Raw genomic sequence first — 18,029 nt, forward strand, 5'->3', positions numbered from 1 at the left:
TCCGCTGCGTCTGATGAGGTGCGGTTCGACCACGCTCGCACCCCCGCCCGGCTTCGTCAACAGGTCGCAGTGGGGGTGGCGACGGATGGGGGAATACTGGGGAGGGACGGGTGGAAACGGTCACGGGCAGGGCTTCCAGGCCCTGCCCGGCCCCCGAGCACCCGTCCAGGAACCGCAGGAACAGGAAGGGTGGACATGACGACCCTCGGTTTTCTCTACCCGGGCCACCACTGCGCGGAGGACGACTTCCCGCGGATGGAGATCCTGCTCGACGCCGTCAGACTGGTCGTGAACCACACCGAAGTCGACGAGGACTCCTACGGGGTCGACGCGCTGGTACGGACCGGCACGCCCGAATGCCTGGCCGCCGGGGTGGCGGAGCTGCAGCGCGCCGGTGTCGAGTCCGTCGTGTGGGCGAGCAGCGGCGGCAGTTTCCTGTACGGCTGGGAGGGCGCCCATGAACAGACCGCCGCCCTGGCCCGGGCGGCCGGTGTGCCCGCCTCCAGCACCTCCTTCGGCTTCGTCCATGCGGTACGGGAGCTGGGCGCCGACCGCGTCGCCGTCGCCGCGACCTACCCCGAGCACATCACCGCACTGTTCACCGCCTTTCTCCGGTCCGCGGGCATCGAGGTGGCCGCCGCTCACGCCGCCTCCGTCTCCTCGGCCGCCGAGGCTGCCGCCTGGGACCTGGACCAGGTGAAGGAACTCGTCACGGCCGCGGACCGCCCGGACGCCGACGCGATGCTGCTGCCCGACACGGCCCTGCACACCGTCTCGCACGTGGCGGAGCTGGAGAAACTCCTCGGCAAGCCGGTCCTCACCGGGAACCAGGTGACGGTCCGGGAGGGGCTGCGGCTGGCGGACCGCCGGTCCTGGTCCCCGAAGCTCGGCAAGATCTTCGCCGAGCGCGAGGCGCCCCCGGCCCCGGTGGCCGGATGGGGCGCGGGCCGGGAGCGCGCGCACAGCGGGAAGAAAGGGTGGCCCGGAAAGCAGGCCCACCCCGGCTGGTGAGCCCTGGGACGGTCGATGAACCAAGGATGGACGGCGAGCCGGGGGAATAAACGGAGACCACCTCCTGTTCTGCTCTTCCGGACGTATGAGCCGGACGTAGGCGCAACACCGGAGAGGCCAGGACGTGGACGAGATTCGAGGCGACGAGATCCGTGGCAAGACGGAGGGGACGGCCACCGTTCCGCTCTCCGTGCTGGACCTGGTGACCGTGGGCCAGGGCCGCACCGCCACCCAGGCGCTGCGTACGAGCGTGGACATCGCGCAGCTCGCCGAGTGCCGCGGATTCCATCGCTACTGGGTCGCCGAACACCACTCCATGCCCGGCGTCGCCTCCTCCTCACCCGCCGTGATCCTGGCCCACCTCGCCGCACACACCGAGCGCATCAGGCTCGGCTCCGGCGGCGTGATGCTGCCCAACCACGCACCGCTCGTCATCGCCGAACAGTTCGGCACCCTGGAGGCCATGGCCCCCGGCCGCATCGACCTCGGTCTCGGGCGGGCCCCCGGCACCGACGGCGCGACCGCAGCCGCCCTGCGCCGCACGGACCGGCTGGGCGAAGGCGCCGAAGACTTCCCGCAGCAGCTCGCCGAGCTGACCCGGTTCCTGGACGACGACTTCCCCGACGGCCACCCCTACGCCCGTATCCACGCGGTCCCCGGGCCGGTCCAGGCCACCGCCCAGGGCGGGATCCAGTCCCCTGCCCGCCCGCCGATCTGGCTGCTCGGCTCCTCCGGCTTCAGCGCCCGGCTGGCCGGCGTACTCGGCCTGCCGTTCGCCTTCGCCCACCACTTCTCGGCCCAGAACACGGTGCCGGCCCTCGACCTGTACCGGGAGTCGTTCCGGCCGTCCGCGGTGCTCGACGCCCCGTACGCCCTGATCGGGGTCTCGGCGCTGGCCGCCGACGACGAGCGCGAGGCCCGCCGTCAGGTGCTCTCCGGGGCCCTGTCCATGGTCCGCCTGCGCACCGGGCGCCCCGGCCTGGTCCCGACACCCGAGGAGGCGGAGGCGTACGCCTTCAGCCCCATGGAGCGGGAGTTCGTCGACAGCTGGCTGGTCAACATCGTCCACGGCACGGCGGACGAGGTCCGTACGGGCCTCGACGACCTGGCCAAGCGCACCGGCGCCGACGAACTGATGATCACCGCCAACGCCCATGGCGGCGAGGCCCGGCTGCGCAGCTACGAACTGATCGCGGACGCGTACGGGCTGCCCGCGGACTGACATCGTCCGCCGGGGTTCAGACCTTCAGCCTTCCGCTGCCGATCAGCTCGGCGATCCGCTCCGGGGCCACCGCGCGTGAGTACAACCAGCCCTGCCCGGTGTCGCAGCCGATCCTGCGCAGCCGTTCCGCCTGGCCTGCCGTCTCCACGCACTCCGCGGTGACGGTCAGGCCCAGGCGGTGCGCCAGCTCCACCATCGCCTCGACGATCGTCTCGTCGGCGGGGCTCGGGCGGTCGCCGTCGTCGTGGCGGAAGCCGCGTACGAACGAGCCGTCCAGCTTCAGTACGGAGACCGGCAGCCGGCTCAGATAGGCAAGGTTCGAGTAGCCGGTCCCGAAGTCGTCGATGGCGATCCGTACGCCCATGTCGCTGAGCGACTGGAGGGCCTGGAGCGGGCGGCCCGCCGAGCCCATCACGGCGGACTCGGTCAGCTCCAGCTGCAGCAGTGCGGGATCGAGGCCGGTCTCGGCGAGGATCTCCGCGACATCGGTGACCAGGTCGGAGTCCCAGACCTGCCGTACGGCGACATTGACGCTGATGAACAACGGCGGTTCGGCCGGGTGGTCCAGCTGCCAGCGCCGGGCCTGGCGGCAGGCGGACTGCAGCACCCACCGGCCGAGCTGGACGATCGAGCCGTCCTCCTCCGCGATCGCCACGAACCGATTCGGCGAGAGCATGCCGAACTGCGGGTGGTTCCAGCGGACCAGCGCCTCCACCCCGCGTACGACTCCGTCGGCCATGCCGACCAGCGGCTGGTACTCGATGGTGAACTCACCGCGTTCGACGGCCGGCCGCAGATGGGAGGAGAGCGTCTGCCGGGTCATCCGGTGGGCGTTGCGTTCCGGGTCGAAGAGCGTCCAGCGGGCCTTGCCGTCCGCCTTCGCCCAGTACAGCGTGGTGTCGGCGGCCTGCATCAGACCGGTCGCCGAGGTGCCGGCCACGGCCCGTTCCACCACTCCGATCGAGGCCGAGACGGAGAGCCGCTGCCCGCCCAGGTCGAAGGGCTTCTGCAGCGCGGCGAGGACCGTGCGGGCCAGGTCGGTGAGCTGCTGCGTACCGGCGGAGTCCTCGACCAGGATCGCGAACTCGTCGCCGCCCAGGCGCGCCACGAGATGTGAACCGGGGCGGTGCGGGCCGTCCTGGGCCGCACAGTCGGTGAGCCGTGCGGCGACGGCGGCGAGCAGCCGGTCGCCGATCCGATGGCCCATCGTGTCGTTGACGGCCTTGAAGCCGTCGAGATCGAGATAGCAGAGCCCGATACGGCCGCGTCCGGGGACACTGTCGTCCTGGTACGGCGGGGTCTCCAGGGCGGCCGAGAGCCGTTCGAAGAACAACGTCCGGTTGGGCAGCCGGGTCACCGGGTCGTGCATCTGGAGGTGACGCAGCCGCTTCTGCAGCTCACGCCGGTCGCTGATGTCCGCGACGGAGAGCAGCACCCGGCCGGGCCCGGGGCCGTCGGCCCTGCCGGCCTCCGGTTCTGGCATCGGTACGACGGTGATCTCGGCCCACATCGAGCGCCCGTCGCGGTGTTTGAGACTGCGGGTGCAGCGGAACCGTGAGCGCCGACGGTGCAGCACCTCGCGGTACGCGTGCCAGGTGCGGCCGTCCGCCACGAGGTCGAGCAGATCGGCGGCGGACTGTGTGGTCAGTGCCGCGGCGGGGAAGCCGAGGAGGCCGCCGAGGGCGTCGTTGGCGGCGACGACCAGGCCCTCGTGGTCGATGACGGCCATCGGGAGCGTGGCGGCCCGGAAGGCGGCCCGGTAACCGTGCGGCTCGGACCCTGCGGCTCCGGCAGGGGACCACGGAGGGTGACGCTCCGCGACCGACGGTCCTGCGGAATGAGGGGGTGTGCCCACCGCAGGCCTCGGCCCTTCGGAGGTTCCGCTCACCGTTCGCTCCCGCCGTGCAGTTCTGTCCTGAACAGGTGTGGCCGGACTGGCCCGCCGCGCGGGGCGCCGTTGTTGGAGGCGGAAACCACGCGGGAAAGCCTGGTGAAGCATAGAGGTTGGTGCGTCGGCCGTTCCAGCGCCCGACCCCTCCGCGCCCCGCGTACGCCCCACTTGGGCCAGTCGCGCGCCGATCCGGTTTGCCCGCGACTGATCTTTTCTGAGCGGTTCTGTTCTCTTGCGATGTCCTGGTGATTGATTGTGACTGTCCGTGAGGGTGAATGCCTCGGCCCACTGTTGACTCGACTGGGGCAGCTCAACAGGACGAAAGCCTCGAATCATCACAGGGTGGGTGGGTGACTGCATCTCGCACCCGGAGGTTGATGTGCCGCGTCAGCACGGACCCGGAGGAGTGCGGAGGCCGAACCTGCGAGGTGTGGTCGCGGCCGCGACCTCCCTGCTGGCGCTCGCTGCCACCTCCCTCGTCGCCGGGCCCGCCGTGGCGGCCGCCGGCGAAGCGGGTCCGTGCGCGCTGCCCCTGACCGAGGCGCACCACTCGCTCGGCGTCGGGGAATGGAACGACGCCTACCCCCGCCCCGACCATTCCCTCGACGCGGTCATGGTCTTTCTCTCCTTCCCGGACCACCACCCCACCATCACCCCCAAGGAACTCACCGCCGACTACTTCCCCGCCACCACCCAGTTCTTCCAGCGCGCCTCGTACGGGAAGTTCACCCTGCGCCCGCACCCGCTGCAGCAGTGGATCCAGATGCCCAAGGCGTCCGACTGGTACGGCATACGGCGGGACTGGAACGACGAGCGGCGCAGCGCCTATCTGCGCGACGCCATCGCCGTGGCGGACCCGAAGGTCGACTTCTCCCGGTTCGGCATCGTCTACCTGGTCGCCGACCCGGACGCCCCGGGCGTCGACTCCGACGCCACCAAGGTCGTCAACTTCGACCAGCCGCTGCACGCCGACGGCACGGACATCCGGCGCGTCGTCACCGTCTTCGAACGGCACCCGCCGGACCACAATGTGCTGGCCCACGAGACCGGGCATGTCTTCGACCTGCCGGACCTCTACCACCGGCCGTCCGACGGCAAGGGCGACTGGGACACCTATGTCGGCGACTGGGATGTGATGGGCAGTCAGTTCGGGCTCTCGCCGGACTTCTTCGGCTGGCACAAGTGGAAGCTGGGCTGGCTGGACCGCAGGCAGGTGGTGTGCGTCCAGGGCAGCCGGGACGTCACCCTGGAGTCGATCGCCGCCGTGCCCGCGCCCGGGGCCTCCATCGGCACCCGGCTCGCGGTGATCAGGACCGGTGAGGGCAGTGCCGTGGCCATCGAGGCCCGCAGTGCCACCGGCAACGACCGGACGACCTGCACCGAAGGCGTCCTGCTCTACCGGGTGCGCAACGAAACCCCGTCCGGCGGGGGCCCGGTCGAGGTCATCGACACCCACCCCCGCACCGACGCCTGCTGGGACCTGTCCGTCTACGCGCCGCTCGCGGATGCCCCGCTGGGGGTCGGTGAGACGTACAGCATCCCCGGCGTGCACGCCAGGGTCGAGGTCGCCGGCCGGACACGGTCGGGTGCCTGGACGGTCCGGATCACCACGGGAACGTAGGCTCCCGCGAACACGAAGAAGCCCCCTCGCGTTCGCGAGAGGGCTTCTTCCGTCTGTGCGCCGCCAGGGACTCGAACCCCGGACCCGCTGATTAAGAGTCAGCTGCTCTAACCAACTGAGCTAGCGGCGCCTGCTGACGTCGTAGACATTAGCATCCTGATCGGCGGGAGGAAAAATCGAATTCCTGGCCGCCGACGAGGGCGTCGACCTGGTCACCCGTACACAGGCCCAGAGCAGTACGTCCGGCCCCGGCAGCCAGGGGCTGCGGGTGTCGGGGGCTACCAGCCAGCGGGGCCCGGGGGTGGAGGATGTGCAGGTCAGGGGCGGTACGGTCACCGCGTCCCCGATGCCGTGGCAGAGCAGCGGCGGGACCCTGCCGTCGACGCCGCCCCGCCCCTGCGCGTCCCTGCCGGTCCGCGGTTCGTGGCCGCCGCCCCACTCCTCCCAGTCGAGCAGCGACGGCAGCCGCTGGGCGGTGCCGGGGGAGGCGAAGAGCAGCATCCGTCCGCGGTGGGTGGCGACGGGTCCGGAGCCCGGGCCGTCCGCCCACAGGTGTTCCAGCATCCTGCGCCCGAAGAGGGTGGGCACATTCACCACGTCGAAGGCCGAACCGCACGGCAGTACCCCGGGGGATGAGGGGTGGGCCTCCCATTGGGCCAGCGTGCTGCGCGGATAGGCCGCGGCACCGGCGAGCCAGGCGGCGCCGGCCGCGGTGACCTGAGCCGTCTGGTTCGCGGCCCGGTCCCGCAGGAGGGCGAAGATGTCGGCGCCGCGGTGGGGGCCGTCGCCGTGATACAGGGTCGTTTCGTCTGGCAGCCATGCGGTCATGCGCCCATGTCTACCGGGAGTGATCAAGGGGATTCCGAGAGTTGCCGGAAAGCGGGACAGGTGGGGGCGAGGGGGAGTATCTTGCGCTCGGGCATATGCCACTGGTTGTACCCGGTGTAAGGACCTGGCGTGGACGGGTGGTCCGGATGGTCCGGTGCGACGGCGGGCCGGGGCCGGTGGCAGGCCCGGTGTGGTGGTCGTGCCGGGGCCTTTACGGCGGTCAGGGCGTGGAGCCGCCCAGCAGGCTCCGGCCGAACTCGATCATCTTCTTGGCATAGTCCTCGGTCCACTCCGCGCGCTGCGCGATGTCCGCGGTCGTCAGCCGGTCGAACCGGCGCGGATCGGCGAGCTGGGCGGCGGCGATCGCCTGGAACTCGACCGCACGGTCGGCCGCGGCGCGGAACGCCAGGGTCAACTCGGTGGCGCGGGACAATATCTCCTGCGGATCGTCCATCGACTCCAGGTCGAAGAAGTGTTCAGGATCGGCGACTGCCGCCGACGGCTCGAAGAGCAGGGGTGCGGGGCGCAGCCGCTGCCGCTCGTTCCGCTCGGGTTGTGGCATGTGGTGTTTCCTCCTTCGGTGGGCCCGACGGCCACCCTCCATTGTCCAACGTCGCGCAAGAGGGCTCCGCGGCTCCCCGGAAGCGGGGCTGCGACCCGCCGGGACCGGGCGCCGTCACGCCTCCCACCGCACCCGGTGCTCGCCCAGATGCGCCAGCACCGCGTGGTTCGCCTCCCAGCCGTCCGGGAACTTCACCGTGACCCCCAGCTGCACCGGCTCCGTCGACGGGTGCTCGTCCAGCAGTTCCGCGACGCCCGCCCGGCACACCACGATGCACGCATGCCGGTGGCGCGAGGCCAGGACGCACAGCCGGCCCGTCTCCAGATGGAACGCCGTGGCGTCCGGGCGGCCGGACAGCGGGTGCAGGACCACCGTCACATCGAACTCGCGGCCCTGGAGCCGGTTCGCCGTGTCCACCGCCACACCTGACACACCCAGCTCCGCGAGCGCCGCCCGTACCGCCGCCGCCTGGTCGCGGTGGGCGGTGCCGACCGCGACCCGGTCCGCCGTCACCGGGACCGGATCCGGGGAGCGCTCGCTCGTCGCCGCGCCACCCCGGTCGAGGAGCCGGCGGACGACCAGGGCCACCGCCCGTACCGCCTCCGGATCGGTGCGCGGCGTGTGCCGGGCCGGGAGTTCGAGCAGGCCCCAGCCGGATTCCGCGGCCTCGTCCAGCACCCGGTCCGGCGCCGAGCCGTCGGACGCGACGCCGAACGACAGCCGCCGGTCCCCGTGGTCCGTACCGCTGCGGAACGGGGTGTACGGGTAGAACGCGTCCGAGACGAGCGGCGCGGCGGAGGCGGGCAGCCGCCACGACACCGGCAGCCGGTGCTGCGGCAGTTGGGGATTGTGCGCGAGCAACGTGGAGACCGCGCTCGCGGACGGGTCGTACGACAGCCCCGCCCACTGGTCCGCGCCGACGATCGAGAACGGGTCCAACTGGCCCGGATCGCCGACGAACAGCGCCCGTTCGAAGAGGCCCGCGACGGCCAGCAGCGCATCCGAACGCATCTGGTACGCCTCGTCGACGATCGCATGCCCCCACGGCTCGACGTTCTTCACATGCGCCCACTTGGCGGCCGTCGAGATGACGACATCGAGTCCGGCGAGATCCGACGCCCTGGCCGACTTCCGTACATGGGCCAGGCCGTCCAGCACCTTGTCGTACGGGTCGGAGTCATTGCTGTGCAACCGCCCGACCGGTAGCCCCGGGTCCTTCTCGGCCAGCCGCACCACCAGGTCGTCGACCTGGGCATTGGTCTGCGCGACCACCATCAACGGGTGCCCGGCCGCCGCGAGTTCGAGTGCGGCACGCACCACGAGCGTCGACTTGCCCGCGCCCGGCGGGGAGTCCACCACGATGCCGCGTGACGTACCGCTCAGGGTGTCGGCGAGGATCGCGTCGGTCGCTCGCGCGGCCTGGGCGCCCGGGTCGAATACGGCCGTCACAGCAGGTCCTCCGCGGTCACGGGATCGGGGCTCTCGGCCTGCCCGGCAGTGGCGCCCGGCGGGCCGCCGTGCGTCCAGGGCGTCTCCTCGGGGTCCGGCAGCTTCGGGCCGCCGCGCTGATCGTGCTCGAACAGCGTCCAGGCGATCCGGTCGCCCGGCTCGGGCACCGAACCCGGGGCCGGCTCCTTGCTCCGGCCCATCCGGTCGGTGATCCGCAGCACCAGCAGGGGCGCGTTCCCGTCCTCCGGCTCCGTGACGTACTCCACGAACTCGGCGGTCTGCGGCTTGCCGTCCAGCGAGCGGTACACCTTGGTGCGCTCCCCGAGATGCGGGTGCTCGTCCGTGCGGACCGTGACCAGCGGGCGCGGGGACGGGCGCTTCGACTCGCTGTACGCCATCACCACCTCCGTCACGTCGCCGACGAACGCCTCACCGGCCAGCCGCCGCCCGGCCAGCACCAGCGGATCGTCCAGCGCCTCCTGCGCCTCCAGCTGGGCCTGCGCCGTCTCCCGCGAGGCCAGCTTCTGCGCGGCCGTCACCGCGTCGTCCCGGCGCGGCTGCGGCGGCTCACCGGACCGCACCCGGCCCCGGTGACCGGTGAACGACCAGCGGTCCCTCGTCCAGCGGTCCTCGGCACGAGACCCCTCGGGCAGTTCCTTCAGCAGATCGAGCCCCCGCCACACCGCGTCCCAGGTCGGCCGCATCACCCCGGCCAGCAACGCCCTGATGTCCCGCTCGGCGGCGGTCAGTTCGGCGAGCCGGGCATCGGCCGCCAGACCGTCCTCGGCCGCTGCGAGGGAGGTGCGCGCCCGGTCGTACTTCTCGATGGCGGGCGCCAGCAGCCGGTTGTCGAACGCGGGGTCCGTGGCCGGACCGGCCGGCGGGCACAGCAACTGTCCTTCGCCGTCCCGCTCCAGCTCCGCACGGAGCGCGGCCCGCGCTCCGGACCCGCCCGCCGGGGCGGCGATCCAGGCCAGCAGCGCACCCAGATGCTGGTCCTCCAGGCTGCTCTGCCCGGTCGCCCAGTGCCGGTTCAGCAGATCGGTCGTGGCCAGCAGCAGCGAGGAGCCCGGCACCCTGGCCCGCTCCCCGTAGTGCGTCAGCCAGCGGCCCAGCAACGGGACACGGGCAGGGGCGGGGTACGGGGTGTCGGGATCGTCCTCAGCCGTACGCCTGAACCGCATGGAGCGGCCGAGCAGCCGTACGAAATCGATGCCCGCCCGGCTCGGCACGATCAACTGCGGTGCGTCCGCGCACAGCTCGACCTCGACCTTGACCTTCTTCCCGGTCTCCGGATCGGTCTCATTGCGCTCGGCGGGCTCGACGACATCCTCGTACGCCTCGATGTGCGGCAGCACCGCCTCGGCCAGCTCGGCGAGGAACGCGAACCGCAGATCCCGGTCGCGCGGCTGCGAAACCGCCAGCAGCCGCGGCGCCTCCCGGTCGGTCCCGACGAGCGCGCCCAGCGGGGCTCCCGCCTCACCGGCGGTGATCAGCGGCACCAGGACGAGCGGACGGTCGGTGAGATGGCGGTGCAGGACCGTCGTCATCGGCTGCGCCCGGCCGCTCTCCACCGCCTCCAGCCGGGCCAGGGTACTGATCAGCGACATGCCGCACTGCCCTCCAGCGCCTCGGCACGCAGCGCCGCCGCACGCCGCAGGGCCACGACCGTCGGATCCGCCGGGTCGCCCTCCTTGCCCGCGGCGGCGGCCAGCACCGCACCCACCGTCGTCAGCCCGCCGAGCTCACCCCGCACGCTCCGCCCCAGCGCCTCCACGGCACCGGCCGCGCGGGCCTTCGCCCGGCAATGGAAGGCCAGTTCGCAAGCGGCCAGGCACTCCGGGGCATACGCCGCACCGACGGCCTCGACCGCGGCGTCGAGCTGCTGCGGGGAGCACCCCGGATCGAAGGTGGTGCCCTCGGGCAGGGCCGCCGCGATGTCCTCGATCCGGGTCAGCCTGGCCAACTGGCGCCGGGTGACCGCACGCTGCTTGCGTACGTCGACGACCGAGGCGGTGGGCAGGTTGGAGAAGTCCTTCGGGCAGACCAGCAGCACCCGGTGGCCGACCTCCGCGCCCTCGGTCAGTTCCGCGATCCGCTCCAGCGCAAGTACGTAGACGGCGGACTGACGGGCCGCCGCACCGACCTTCGCCGCGTCGGCAGAACCGTCGATCATGGGGAAGGACTTGATCTCGACGACCGTCCAGGTGCCGTCGGGGTGCACCGCGACCGCGTCCGGCTCCAGGTAGGTGGGGGAGCCCGCCACCTCCAGGGCCAGCATCGGGTGGTCCAGCAGCGCCCAGCCGCCCGCCTCGGTCGCCTCCCGCAGGGCCAGCGCCGTACGCGCCGCGCGGCCCTCGGGACCGGCCGCGGTCAGATCGGGCACCAGGACCTCGCGCGGCGCCTCGGCGCCGCCGCCGAGGCGTTCGTGGAGCAGCCGCATCAGCTCCGTACCGCCGTCGGCCTTGACCTTGGCCTCGAAGGCGTTGCCCCGGACGAAAGCGAACTGCGACTGACCGAAGGGGGCCGGTGAACCGAGCGCCGTGGCCAGCGCGGCCTTGTCCACCCCGGCGCCGTCCAGCAGCGCGCGGCGCCGGCAGCCGGGGTTGGCGGCGAGGGCGGCCAGCGCGCGGGCATCCAGCGGACGCGGTGCGACAGCCGGGCCCCGCAGCTCAGCGAGCCGCTGCCGGAGTGTCGTCCCCCGCTGCTCCCGCGCCTGCGGGGGCAGCGGCGTCGGCCCGGGGTGCGCGACCGGCCGAGGCATCTGCGTCGGCCGATGCTGCGGCATCGGTGGAATCTGCGGAGGTGGTCCGCTGGCCAGGGATTCGCTCACCCGCCGAAGTCTTGCATCCGGCACTGACAATCGGGGACTTCGTGGTCCGGGCGAACCGTGGGAAGCGGGTTGTGACCCGGTCGGCAATACGCATCACCGGTCCGGCCAGCAGGGCTCCGACGCCCATCACGGCAGCGCCCGCGACCGCGTCGAGGAAGTAATGGTTGGCCGTGCCCATCACCACGAACGTGGTGACCAGGGGGTACGCGATGCCCGCGGCCCGTACGAGCGGGTGCCGGCCGTGACGCCACAGCAGGATTCCGCACCAGAGCGCCCAGCCGACGTGCAGGCTCGGCATCGCCGCGTACTGGTTCGTCATTCCGCCCATGCCACGCGGAGCACTCGCCTCGCTGCCCCACCAGCCGTACGAGCTGTACTGCGCCATCGTGTCGACGAAGCCGTGAGTGGCGTGAAGCAGCCGCGGCGGGCAGGTCGGCATCAGCGCGAAGCCGATCAGGCCGAGCAGCGTGGAGGTCATCAGCCAGGTGCGGGCCCTGCGGTACACGGCCTGGCGGCGGCGGAAGAGCCAGACCAGCACGACCGGGGTGACCAGATAGTGCAGGGTCGCATATATGAAGTCGGCGGGTATGCCTATGGAGGGGTGGGCGGTCAGCAGCCGGTTGAGCGGGTGCTCGAAGTTGATGTGGAGCGCCTTCTCCAGGTGCAGGATGCGCAGACCGTGGTCGACGGCCGTGGACACGTCGCCGCGCGCCACCAGACGGCCCGCCGAGTAGGCTGCGTACACCAGGGCCAGCAACGGCAGCTCGGTCCACCAACGGGGCCGCGGGCGCGGCACGTACGCGGTGCTGGCATGCTGCATCCGGAAGCTCTCCATCATGTGTTCATGCGACCGACGGCGGGCGTTCAACCGTACGGTGCAGGTCGGTCGCGATTCCCCCGGGGGTCCTTGTCGGGTGCCCCGTGTGTGCACGGATTTCTCCGCGCAGGGAGTGACGCCGGTTCGGCCCCGGAGGTTGCCTCCCGAAGGCGTGCGCGATGATGGGAAAACCGGACGATCCGTTCTGTCTCGATCTCCGGCCTCAGATCTCAGTCTCAGGGAGAGCCGTCATGGCACCGCGTATCCTGCTCGCCCGGCACGGCCAGACGGAATGGTCCGTCAAGGGCAATCACACAGGCAGGACGGACATCCCACTGCTCGACACAGGCCGTGCGGGCGCCAAGCTTCTCGGTGAGCGGCTGCACCGCAAGCCGTGGGCGGACCTGCCGGGCCTGGAAGTCCGCACCAGTCCGCTGCTGCGGGCCAAGGAGACCTGCGACATCGCGGGTTTCGGGGACCGGGCCGAGCCGTGGGACGCGCTGCTGGAGTGGGACTACGGGGCGTACGAGGGGATGACCCCGGCACAGATCAAGGCGATCCGTCCCGACTGGTTCATCTGGCGTGACGGGGTGCCGGAGGGGGAGACCCTGGCCGAGCTGTCCGCCCGCGCCGACGCGATCGTCGACTGGGCCCGCTCGGCCGACCGCGACGTCCTGGTCTTCGCCCACGGTCACATCCTGCGGGCGCTGGGGGCGCGGTGGCTCGGCGAGGACGTGTCGTTCGCGGCGCGTATCCGGCTGGATCCGACGTCGCTGTCGGTGCTGGGGTGGGCGTACGGCGCGCCTGCGATAGAGCGCTGGAACGACACGGGCCACCTGGACCGGTAGTCCTGCCGCCCCCGGCAGCGGGGGTCCTCGGTCGCCGGACGGGCGTGATCCAGCCGGTGCGCGGTGGAAGCCGACCCGTCCCGCGACCGGGTACGGAACCGGTCACGTGGCGCGGGGAATCCGGGCCGTTCGGCGAGCCTCTACGCCCCCGTCTCGGAGACCTCCCCGTGCCGCTCGAGGAACTCCCGTACCTCCACCGCACCCCGCTGCGGCGCCAGTACCCCCGCCGCCCCCGCCAGCATCGCCCGGATGCGGGACGACCGGACGCGGTCCAGCAGGTCCAGCACCCGGTGGCCCGCCGTCGCCGCCTCCGCGGCCCGGCCCGCCCGGGCCAGGTCCCAGGTCAGCTCGGCCCGGTACAGCGCCAGGTTCCGGGTGAAGTGCGGGTTCTGGAGCCGCGTCGCCCGCAGCGCATGACGGGCCGCCCTCGACCATTCGCCCAGCGCCGACCAGCACTGCGCCTCCAGCATCTCCAGCTCCGCCTCCCGGAAGAAGGTCATCCACTCCGGATCGGCGTCGGACGGACCGCGGTCGAACGCGGTGTGCGCCCGGCCGATCGCCCGTTCGCAGCCCGTACGGTCCCCGAGCCCCGCCCTGCCCCCCGCCTCCCGCAGTGCGAGCAGCGCCAGCAGCCGCGGCGAGCCCAGCGGCTGCGCCGCCCGCTGCCCGGCCTCGGCGGCGCGTACGGACTCGCGGGGCCGCCCGGTGTCCCTGGCCAGGAACGACGCATTGCAGAACGCATGTGCCTCCAGCGCCTCGTCACCCGCCACCCGCGCCGTGGCCAGCGCCTCCGCATAGTGCGAGCGGGCGTCCTCGAACCGGCCCGAGTCATGGGCCAGCCAGCCCACCGAGATGGCCAGTTCACCCGCCCCGGCATGCAGCCGGTCGGCCGTGGAGCGCCTGGTGGCGGCTCCGGAGTCGAGCAGCGCGTACGCCGCCCGCAGTGGCTGGGACGCCCTGCGGTACAGGCCGTCACCGCCGTGCCGGTCGTCGAGCAGCCGGATCTGCCGTACTGCCTTCTCGACGGCGCTCACCTCGGCCTCTCCGACCCGGTGCCGGTCGGGCGGGGCGGCGGACGTGCCGTCGAGGCCGAGGCCCAGGGGTGCGGCCGCCATCGCGGTGGTGGCGCTCGTCATGAATACGCGACGCAGCACGTCGCTCTCCTCGTCGGTGTCGCTGTGGAGCGTGGGGGGCGGTGGGGTTTCGGCAGTGGTCCGTGCCCCCCGGCCGCGCACCGATTCGCGCGGCGAGAAGCCCAGGTCCGCCAGGGTGGCGCCGGGAAACATGTGCAGGAAGACCCGTTCGTACGCGTAGTTGGGGCAGCGGATCTCACCGGATTCCACGCGTCCGATGTACCGGGCGTCGCACGCGACCTGCTCGCCGATCTCGCGGGCGGACCTGCGTACCGCGGCGGCGAACTCCCCGGCGGAGCGCGGTCCGCGCAGCCGCCGGAAGGCGAGGTTGGGAACTGCCCCTGTCGACACCATGGCTGAGCCCTCTCTGGTGCAGCCGGGCTCCTGCTTCCGGTGTCCCGGCGGAGCAAGAACGTACCTGTTGTGACAGACCACACACACAGCGTTTGCCTACAAAGCGGGCATCTCGCCCGCGATCCGCCATGAACTGCCACCCTTTGCGGCGGCGTGGCACCGTAGCCCTTGACGCCGTCGGCGCGTTGGTCCACGTGGAGACGGAATCCGGCTCCGCCCGGCGATGAGAGGAGAGGTCCCTTGTTGCACATCGGCACGGAGACCGGCTCGCGGACGACTGCGACGACCCCGGCCGCAACGGGTGCCACGGTGCCCACCGCGCCCACGGAGGACCACGGCGCCGCACCCTGCGACCTGGTGACCGTCCCGGCACGCCAGGGGCTGGAGGCCGTGGACATCCTGCGTCGGGGCGCCGACCAGGAAGCCGTCGGCCCGGTCCTGCACGACGGTGCCTGCGACACCCTCGGCTTCCTGGTTCCCCCGGGGACCGCCGAGGCCTGGGACGTACCGGGCAGCGCCTGTACGCGGACCGACGGCCGCGGGCTGCGCATCCCCGCCGAGCCGCCCGCCACCGGCAGCGGCTGGCTGCTGCCACCCGGGGAGGACGCCCCGGTCACCGACCCGGCCGTGCTGCGGGCCGCTCTCGACCAGGCGGCCCGGCTGATCGAGGCGGCCGACAACTGCCGCTGACCGTGGGCTCACCGCCCGCGCGCCCATAATGGGCCGGTGGCCGGGTTTCCCCGGCACGGCCGGTTCCGTACCGGCCCGGAGCGATGAGCAGTGAGCAGGCACGAGCAGCAGTGGCACGTCGAGGAGCGTCGAGCGCAGGCGCGGGCGCCCGCAAGCGATCCGACCGCAAGGCCGACGGCAGGACCGAACGCGGGGTCGGGCGCGGCGGCGCCGGGCGCAGGACGGAACCCCTCGCCGAACCGGTGGACGGCGGTCTCGCCGAGCTGGTGCCCGACCGGGAGCGCCCGCACGCCTGGACGCTGACGCTCGACGGAGCACCGCAGTCCCATGTGGACCTCGACGACCCCACGTATCTGTCCTTCGAGTACCAGCGCAGGATCGGCCACATCGCCGACCTCGTCGCACCCCCCGGGCAGCCCCTGCACGTGGTGCATCTGGGCGGCGGCGCCTTCACGCTCGCCCGCTACATCGCCGCGACCCGGCCCCGCTCCACCCAGCAGATCGTCGAGGTGGACGCCGCGCTCGTCCAACTGGTCCGCCGGGAGCTGCCGCTGGACCCGCAGGCCAGGATCCGGGTCCGGGCCACCGATGCCCGCGCCGGGCTCGGGAAGATCCAGGACGGCTGGGCGGATCTCGTCATCGCCGATGTCTTCAGCGGGGCCCGTACCCCCGCACACCTCACCAGCACCGAGTTCCTCGCCGAGGTGCGCCGGGTCCTCAAGCCCGGCGGGAGTTACGTGGCCAACCTCGCGGACGGCCCGCCGCTGACCCATCTGCGCGGCCAGATCGCCACCGCGGCCACGGCCTTCTCCGAACTGGCGCTCGCCGCCGACCCGACCGTCTGGCGCGGCCGTCGCTTCGGCAACGCCGTGCTGCTCGCCTCGGATCTGCCGCTGAAGGTCGCGGAGCTGACCCGCCGGGTCGCGACCGACCCGCACCCCGGACGCGTCGAACACGGGCGGGCACTCGCCGACTTCACCGGCGGCGCGGCGGCGGTGAGCGACGCGGACGCCAGGCCCTCACCGGCGCCACCGCCGTCGGTCTTCGGGTAGGAGGGCGCTGAAGACATGGGCCGGGATGCCGCGAGCACCCCGTACCCATGCGGAACCCGAGAGAGCCCTGACCGAAGGCGTGGGGGTCGGCACCCAGGGGGCGGGGAGGCCGATCTCCGAGGTCGCCTTCAACGGCAAGACCCGGCGCGTGGCTGTTGGCGTGGCGACAACGGATTCCTGATCGGAGCAAACCCCGTATGACCCTCGAAGAACCGCGGCGCATGCTCGTGCAGGCCCGGGACGAACCGTCCCCGCTGTACGAGCCGGAGGATCGCGGGGCCTACGAGGACCTCGGGGCCTTCACCCGTAACGTCCCGCTGGACGATTCCCGGCTGGACCTCCCGGCGGATCTGGCGGACGTGCTGCGTTCCTGGTCGCTGACCCGTCCGCCGGGGGGTTTCGTATCCCGCCCGGACCTGCGCAAGCACGCAAGGCAGGGCCTGGCGGCCGCCCAGCGACTGGCCGGGCATCTCGGGCCGTCGTGTGCGGTGCGCTACCGGGACGAGCGCCACGGGCCAGCGAAGTGGGTGTGCTGGGGTTGCGATCGCCTCCACTGGGAGCGCGACAGCCACGGCACGCCCCCGCACCCGGTCGACATCACGGTCGAGGGCGAGTACAAGTTCGGTCCGCTGCGCTCCGACGGATTCGGGGACTTCTTCCCGGATGACCCCGCCGCCGCCCTGGTCCTGTCCGACGACCTCGTCGCCGCTCTGTACATGTGGGCGGAAAGCATCGACACCACGCTGAACCTGCACCTGCGGGACCGGGAGGACGGCAAGTACGACGCAGAGTGGCAGCGGCTGTTCCGCGAGGGATTGGACCTGGCGGAACAGATCGCACACGAGCTCGGCCCCGCCCGGACAGTGACCTACAAAGGCCTGGCACATGGTGGCCTGGCCGCACTGACGTCAGTCACCTGGCAAGGGGACCGGGAGTTGTAGACGTGAGATGAACACGGCCGAGGACCTGGCCGCCCTCGATGCGGCGCTCACCGTGCGGCGAGCGGCGGGGGCCGGGGGAGACGCCGAGTTCGTCGACGTGGTCATCGCCCTGCGCCGGGCCGTGGTGGTCGCGGCCCACAACCCCGTACTCCCCGATCTCTTCGGCGAGTTCGCCCCGGCGTTGCGACAGGGTCTCATCGACCTCGTGGAGCTGTTCGGGCTGCGCCGCGAGGACCCGCACCACGGCGACGCGGGCCATGACGCGCTGGTACGGGCCGTCGTGGCCGACGACGCGGAGTCGGCGGGCCGGGCCGCGCAGACCGAACTGGAGTCCACGCCGGCCCGGCTGCGGGCGGCGTGGTTCCGGTGGACCCCGGCCTGTCCTTCCCGTTGTCCCCGCCGCCCCGTGATGGTACGTCGGGTTCGGAGAAAGAACGCGGATGAGTCCCCGACCGCCCCCGCGGCGCGATGCCCCGTTCACCTTCCGGCGGGCGGTCGGGCGTGAATCGGGGATGTCCAAGACCGCTCCCGGGGGCGGGCGGAAATGCGGCGCGGGCGTGCCGGCTCGGCGTGACCGGCGCGGCGAGCCTTCCTCAATGAGCCCTTGGCCTGCGTCTTTTCGGAACGGCGTGAGTCCTCGATCGGTGCTTGCGGGATATGGCAAGACTTGGACGGGACACGGTCTCGTGACTTGAAGGACACACTCGGGCAACGGAAGCGTCTTCAACTCTTGACACTCACCCCCTCAAGGCAGGAACCTTCCGACATCGACGCATG

At 72.2% G+C, this 18,029-nt stretch carries 15 protein-coding genes, 1 tRNA gene and 1 pseudogene; 8 read left to right on the plus strand and 9 right to left on the minus strand.

Features of this window, described 5'->3' with window-relative positions; translation table 11 throughout:
- Nucleotides 1-195: 195 nt before the first annotated feature.
- Both GA0115254_RS41235 and GA0115254_RS41240 read left to right on the plus strand, forming a co-directional pair.
- Nucleotides 196-1,011, plus strand: coding sequence for a maleate cis-trans isomerase family protein (locus GA0115254_RS41235; protein WP_093900368.1), 816 nt, complete (start codon nucleotides 196-198; stop codon nucleotides 1,009-1,011).
- Nucleotides 1,012-1,135: 124 nt separating this feature from the next.
- A complete protein-coding gene (locus tag GA0115254_RS41240) occupies nucleotides 1,136-2,233 on the plus strand; it encodes an LLM class flavin-dependent oxidoreductase (protein WP_093900369.1) in 1,098 nt (365 codons plus the stop codon).
- Between the two features lie 16 nt (nucleotides 2,234-2,249).
- Here GA0115254_RS41240 and GA0115254_RS41245 read toward each other — a convergent pair whose 3' ends face one another.
- Nucleotides 2,250-4,121: a putative bifunctional diguanylate cyclase/phosphodiesterase gene (locus GA0115254_RS41245; protein WP_093900370.1), complete on the minus strand. Its 1,872-nt coding sequence runs from the start codon at nucleotides 4,119-4,121 to the stop codon at nucleotides 2,250-2,252.
- Between the two features lie 409 nt (nucleotides 4,122-4,530).
- On the opposite strand from GA0115254_RS41245, the gene GA0115254_RS41250 reads away from it, so the two are divergent.
- Nucleotides 4,531-5,745, plus strand: a complete 1,215-nt coding sequence (locus GA0115254_RS41250; protein ID WP_093900371.1) for a M6 family metalloprotease domain-containing protein — start codon at nucleotides 4,531-4,533, stop codon at nucleotides 5,743-5,745.
- A 56-nt stretch (nucleotides 5,746-5,801) separates the two neighbouring features.
- Here the strand turns inward: GA0115254_RS41250 and GA0115254_RS41255 are convergent.
- The 7 genes from GA0115254_RS41255 to GA0115254_RS41285 form a co-directional block, all read right to left on the minus strand.
- Nucleotides 5,802-5,875: transfer RNA gene (locus GA0115254_RS41255), tRNA-Lys, on the minus strand.
- On the minus strand, nucleotides 5,866-6,573 hold the full coding sequence (locus GA0115254_RS41260) for a hypothetical protein (protein WP_093900372.1): 708 nt from the start codon (nucleotides 6,571-6,573) through the stop codon (nucleotides 5,866-5,868). The genes GA0115254_RS41255 and GA0115254_RS41260 overlap by 10 nt, the downstream gene beginning before the upstream one ends.
- Before the next feature lie 220 nt (nucleotides 6,574-6,793).
- Nucleotides 6,794-7,135 carry a hypothetical protein gene (locus GA0115254_RS41265; RefSeq protein ID WP_093900373.1) on the minus strand — a complete coding sequence of 114 codons (342 nt, stop codon included), beginning with the start codon at nucleotides 7,133-7,135 and terminating at the stop codon, nucleotides 6,794-6,796.
- Between the two features lie 114 nt (nucleotides 7,136-7,249).
- Nucleotides 7,250-8,584: an AAA domain-containing protein gene (locus tag GA0115254_RS41270; protein ID WP_093900374.1), complete on the minus strand. Its 1,335-nt coding sequence runs from the start codon at nucleotides 8,582-8,584 to the stop codon at nucleotides 7,250-7,252.
- Nucleotides 8,581-10,194, minus strand: a complete 1,614-nt coding sequence (locus GA0115254_RS41275; protein WP_093900375.1) for a hypothetical protein — start codon at nucleotides 10,192-10,194, stop codon at nucleotides 8,581-8,583. Before GA0115254_RS41275 ends, GA0115254_RS41270 begins: the two co-directional genes overlap by 4 nt.
- A complete protein-coding gene (locus GA0115254_RS41280) occupies nucleotides 10,185-11,372 on the minus strand; it encodes a hypothetical protein (RefSeq protein WP_176740506.1) in 1,188 nt (395 codons plus the stop codon). The genes GA0115254_RS41275 and GA0115254_RS41280 overlap by 10 nt, the downstream gene beginning before the upstream one ends.
- On the minus strand, nucleotides 11,257-12,237 hold the full coding sequence (locus tag GA0115254_RS41285; RefSeq protein ID WP_256103079.1) for a phosphatase PAP2 family protein: 981 nt from the start codon (nucleotides 12,235-12,237) through the stop codon (nucleotides 11,257-11,259). The genes GA0115254_RS41280 and GA0115254_RS41285 overlap by 116 nt, the downstream gene beginning before the upstream one ends.
- 248 nt (nucleotides 12,238-12,485) lie before the next feature.
- Between GA0115254_RS41285 and GA0115254_RS41290 the strand changes: the two genes are divergently transcribed.
- Nucleotides 12,486-13,082, plus strand: a complete 597-nt coding sequence (locus tag GA0115254_RS41290; protein WP_093900377.1) for a histidine phosphatase family protein — start codon at nucleotides 12,486-12,488, stop codon at nucleotides 13,080-13,082.
- Between the two features lie 140 nt (nucleotides 13,083-13,222).
- Here GA0115254_RS41290 and GA0115254_RS41295 read toward each other — a convergent pair whose 3' ends face one another.
- Nucleotides 13,223-14,569 (minus strand): transcriptional regulator, encoded by a 1,347-nt coding sequence (locus GA0115254_RS41295; RefSeq protein WP_093900378.1) that lies wholly within the window; start codon nucleotides 14,567-14,569, stop codon nucleotides 13,223-13,225.
- A gap of 240 nt (nucleotides 14,570-14,809) precedes the next feature.
- Between GA0115254_RS41295 and GA0115254_RS41300 the strand changes: the two genes are divergently transcribed.
- The 4 genes and pseudogenes from GA0115254_RS41300 to GA0115254_RS41315 all read left to right on the plus strand — a co-directional run.
- Nucleotides 14,810-15,259, plus strand: a complete 450-nt coding sequence (locus tag GA0115254_RS41300; RefSeq protein ID WP_176740507.1) for a hypothetical protein — start codon at nucleotides 14,810-14,812, stop codon at nucleotides 15,257-15,259.
- 110 nt (nucleotides 15,260-15,369) lie between these two features.
- On the plus strand, nucleotides 15,370-16,311 hold the full coding sequence (locus tag GA0115254_RS41305) for a spermidine synthase (RefSeq protein ID WP_176740511.1): 942 nt from the start codon (nucleotides 15,370-15,372) through the stop codon (nucleotides 16,309-16,311).
- A gap of 197 nt (nucleotides 16,312-16,508) precedes the next feature.
- Complete coding sequence (locus tag GA0115254_RS41310) at nucleotides 16,509-17,252, plus strand: hypothetical protein (protein ID WP_093900379.1); 744 nt, start codon at nucleotides 16,509-16,511, stop codon at nucleotides 17,250-17,252.
- A gap of 13 nt (nucleotides 17,253-17,265) precedes the next feature.
- A pseudogene (locus tag GA0115254_RS41315) lies at nucleotides 17,266-17,607 on the plus strand (FCD domain-containing protein); the annotation flags it as partial.
- Nucleotides 17,608-18,029 lie beyond the last annotated feature (422 nt).

The organism is Streptomyces sp. Ncost-T10-10d (genome assembly GCF_900091955.1).
GTDB lineage: Bacteria > Actinomycetota > Actinomycetes > Streptomycetales > Streptomycetaceae > Streptomyces.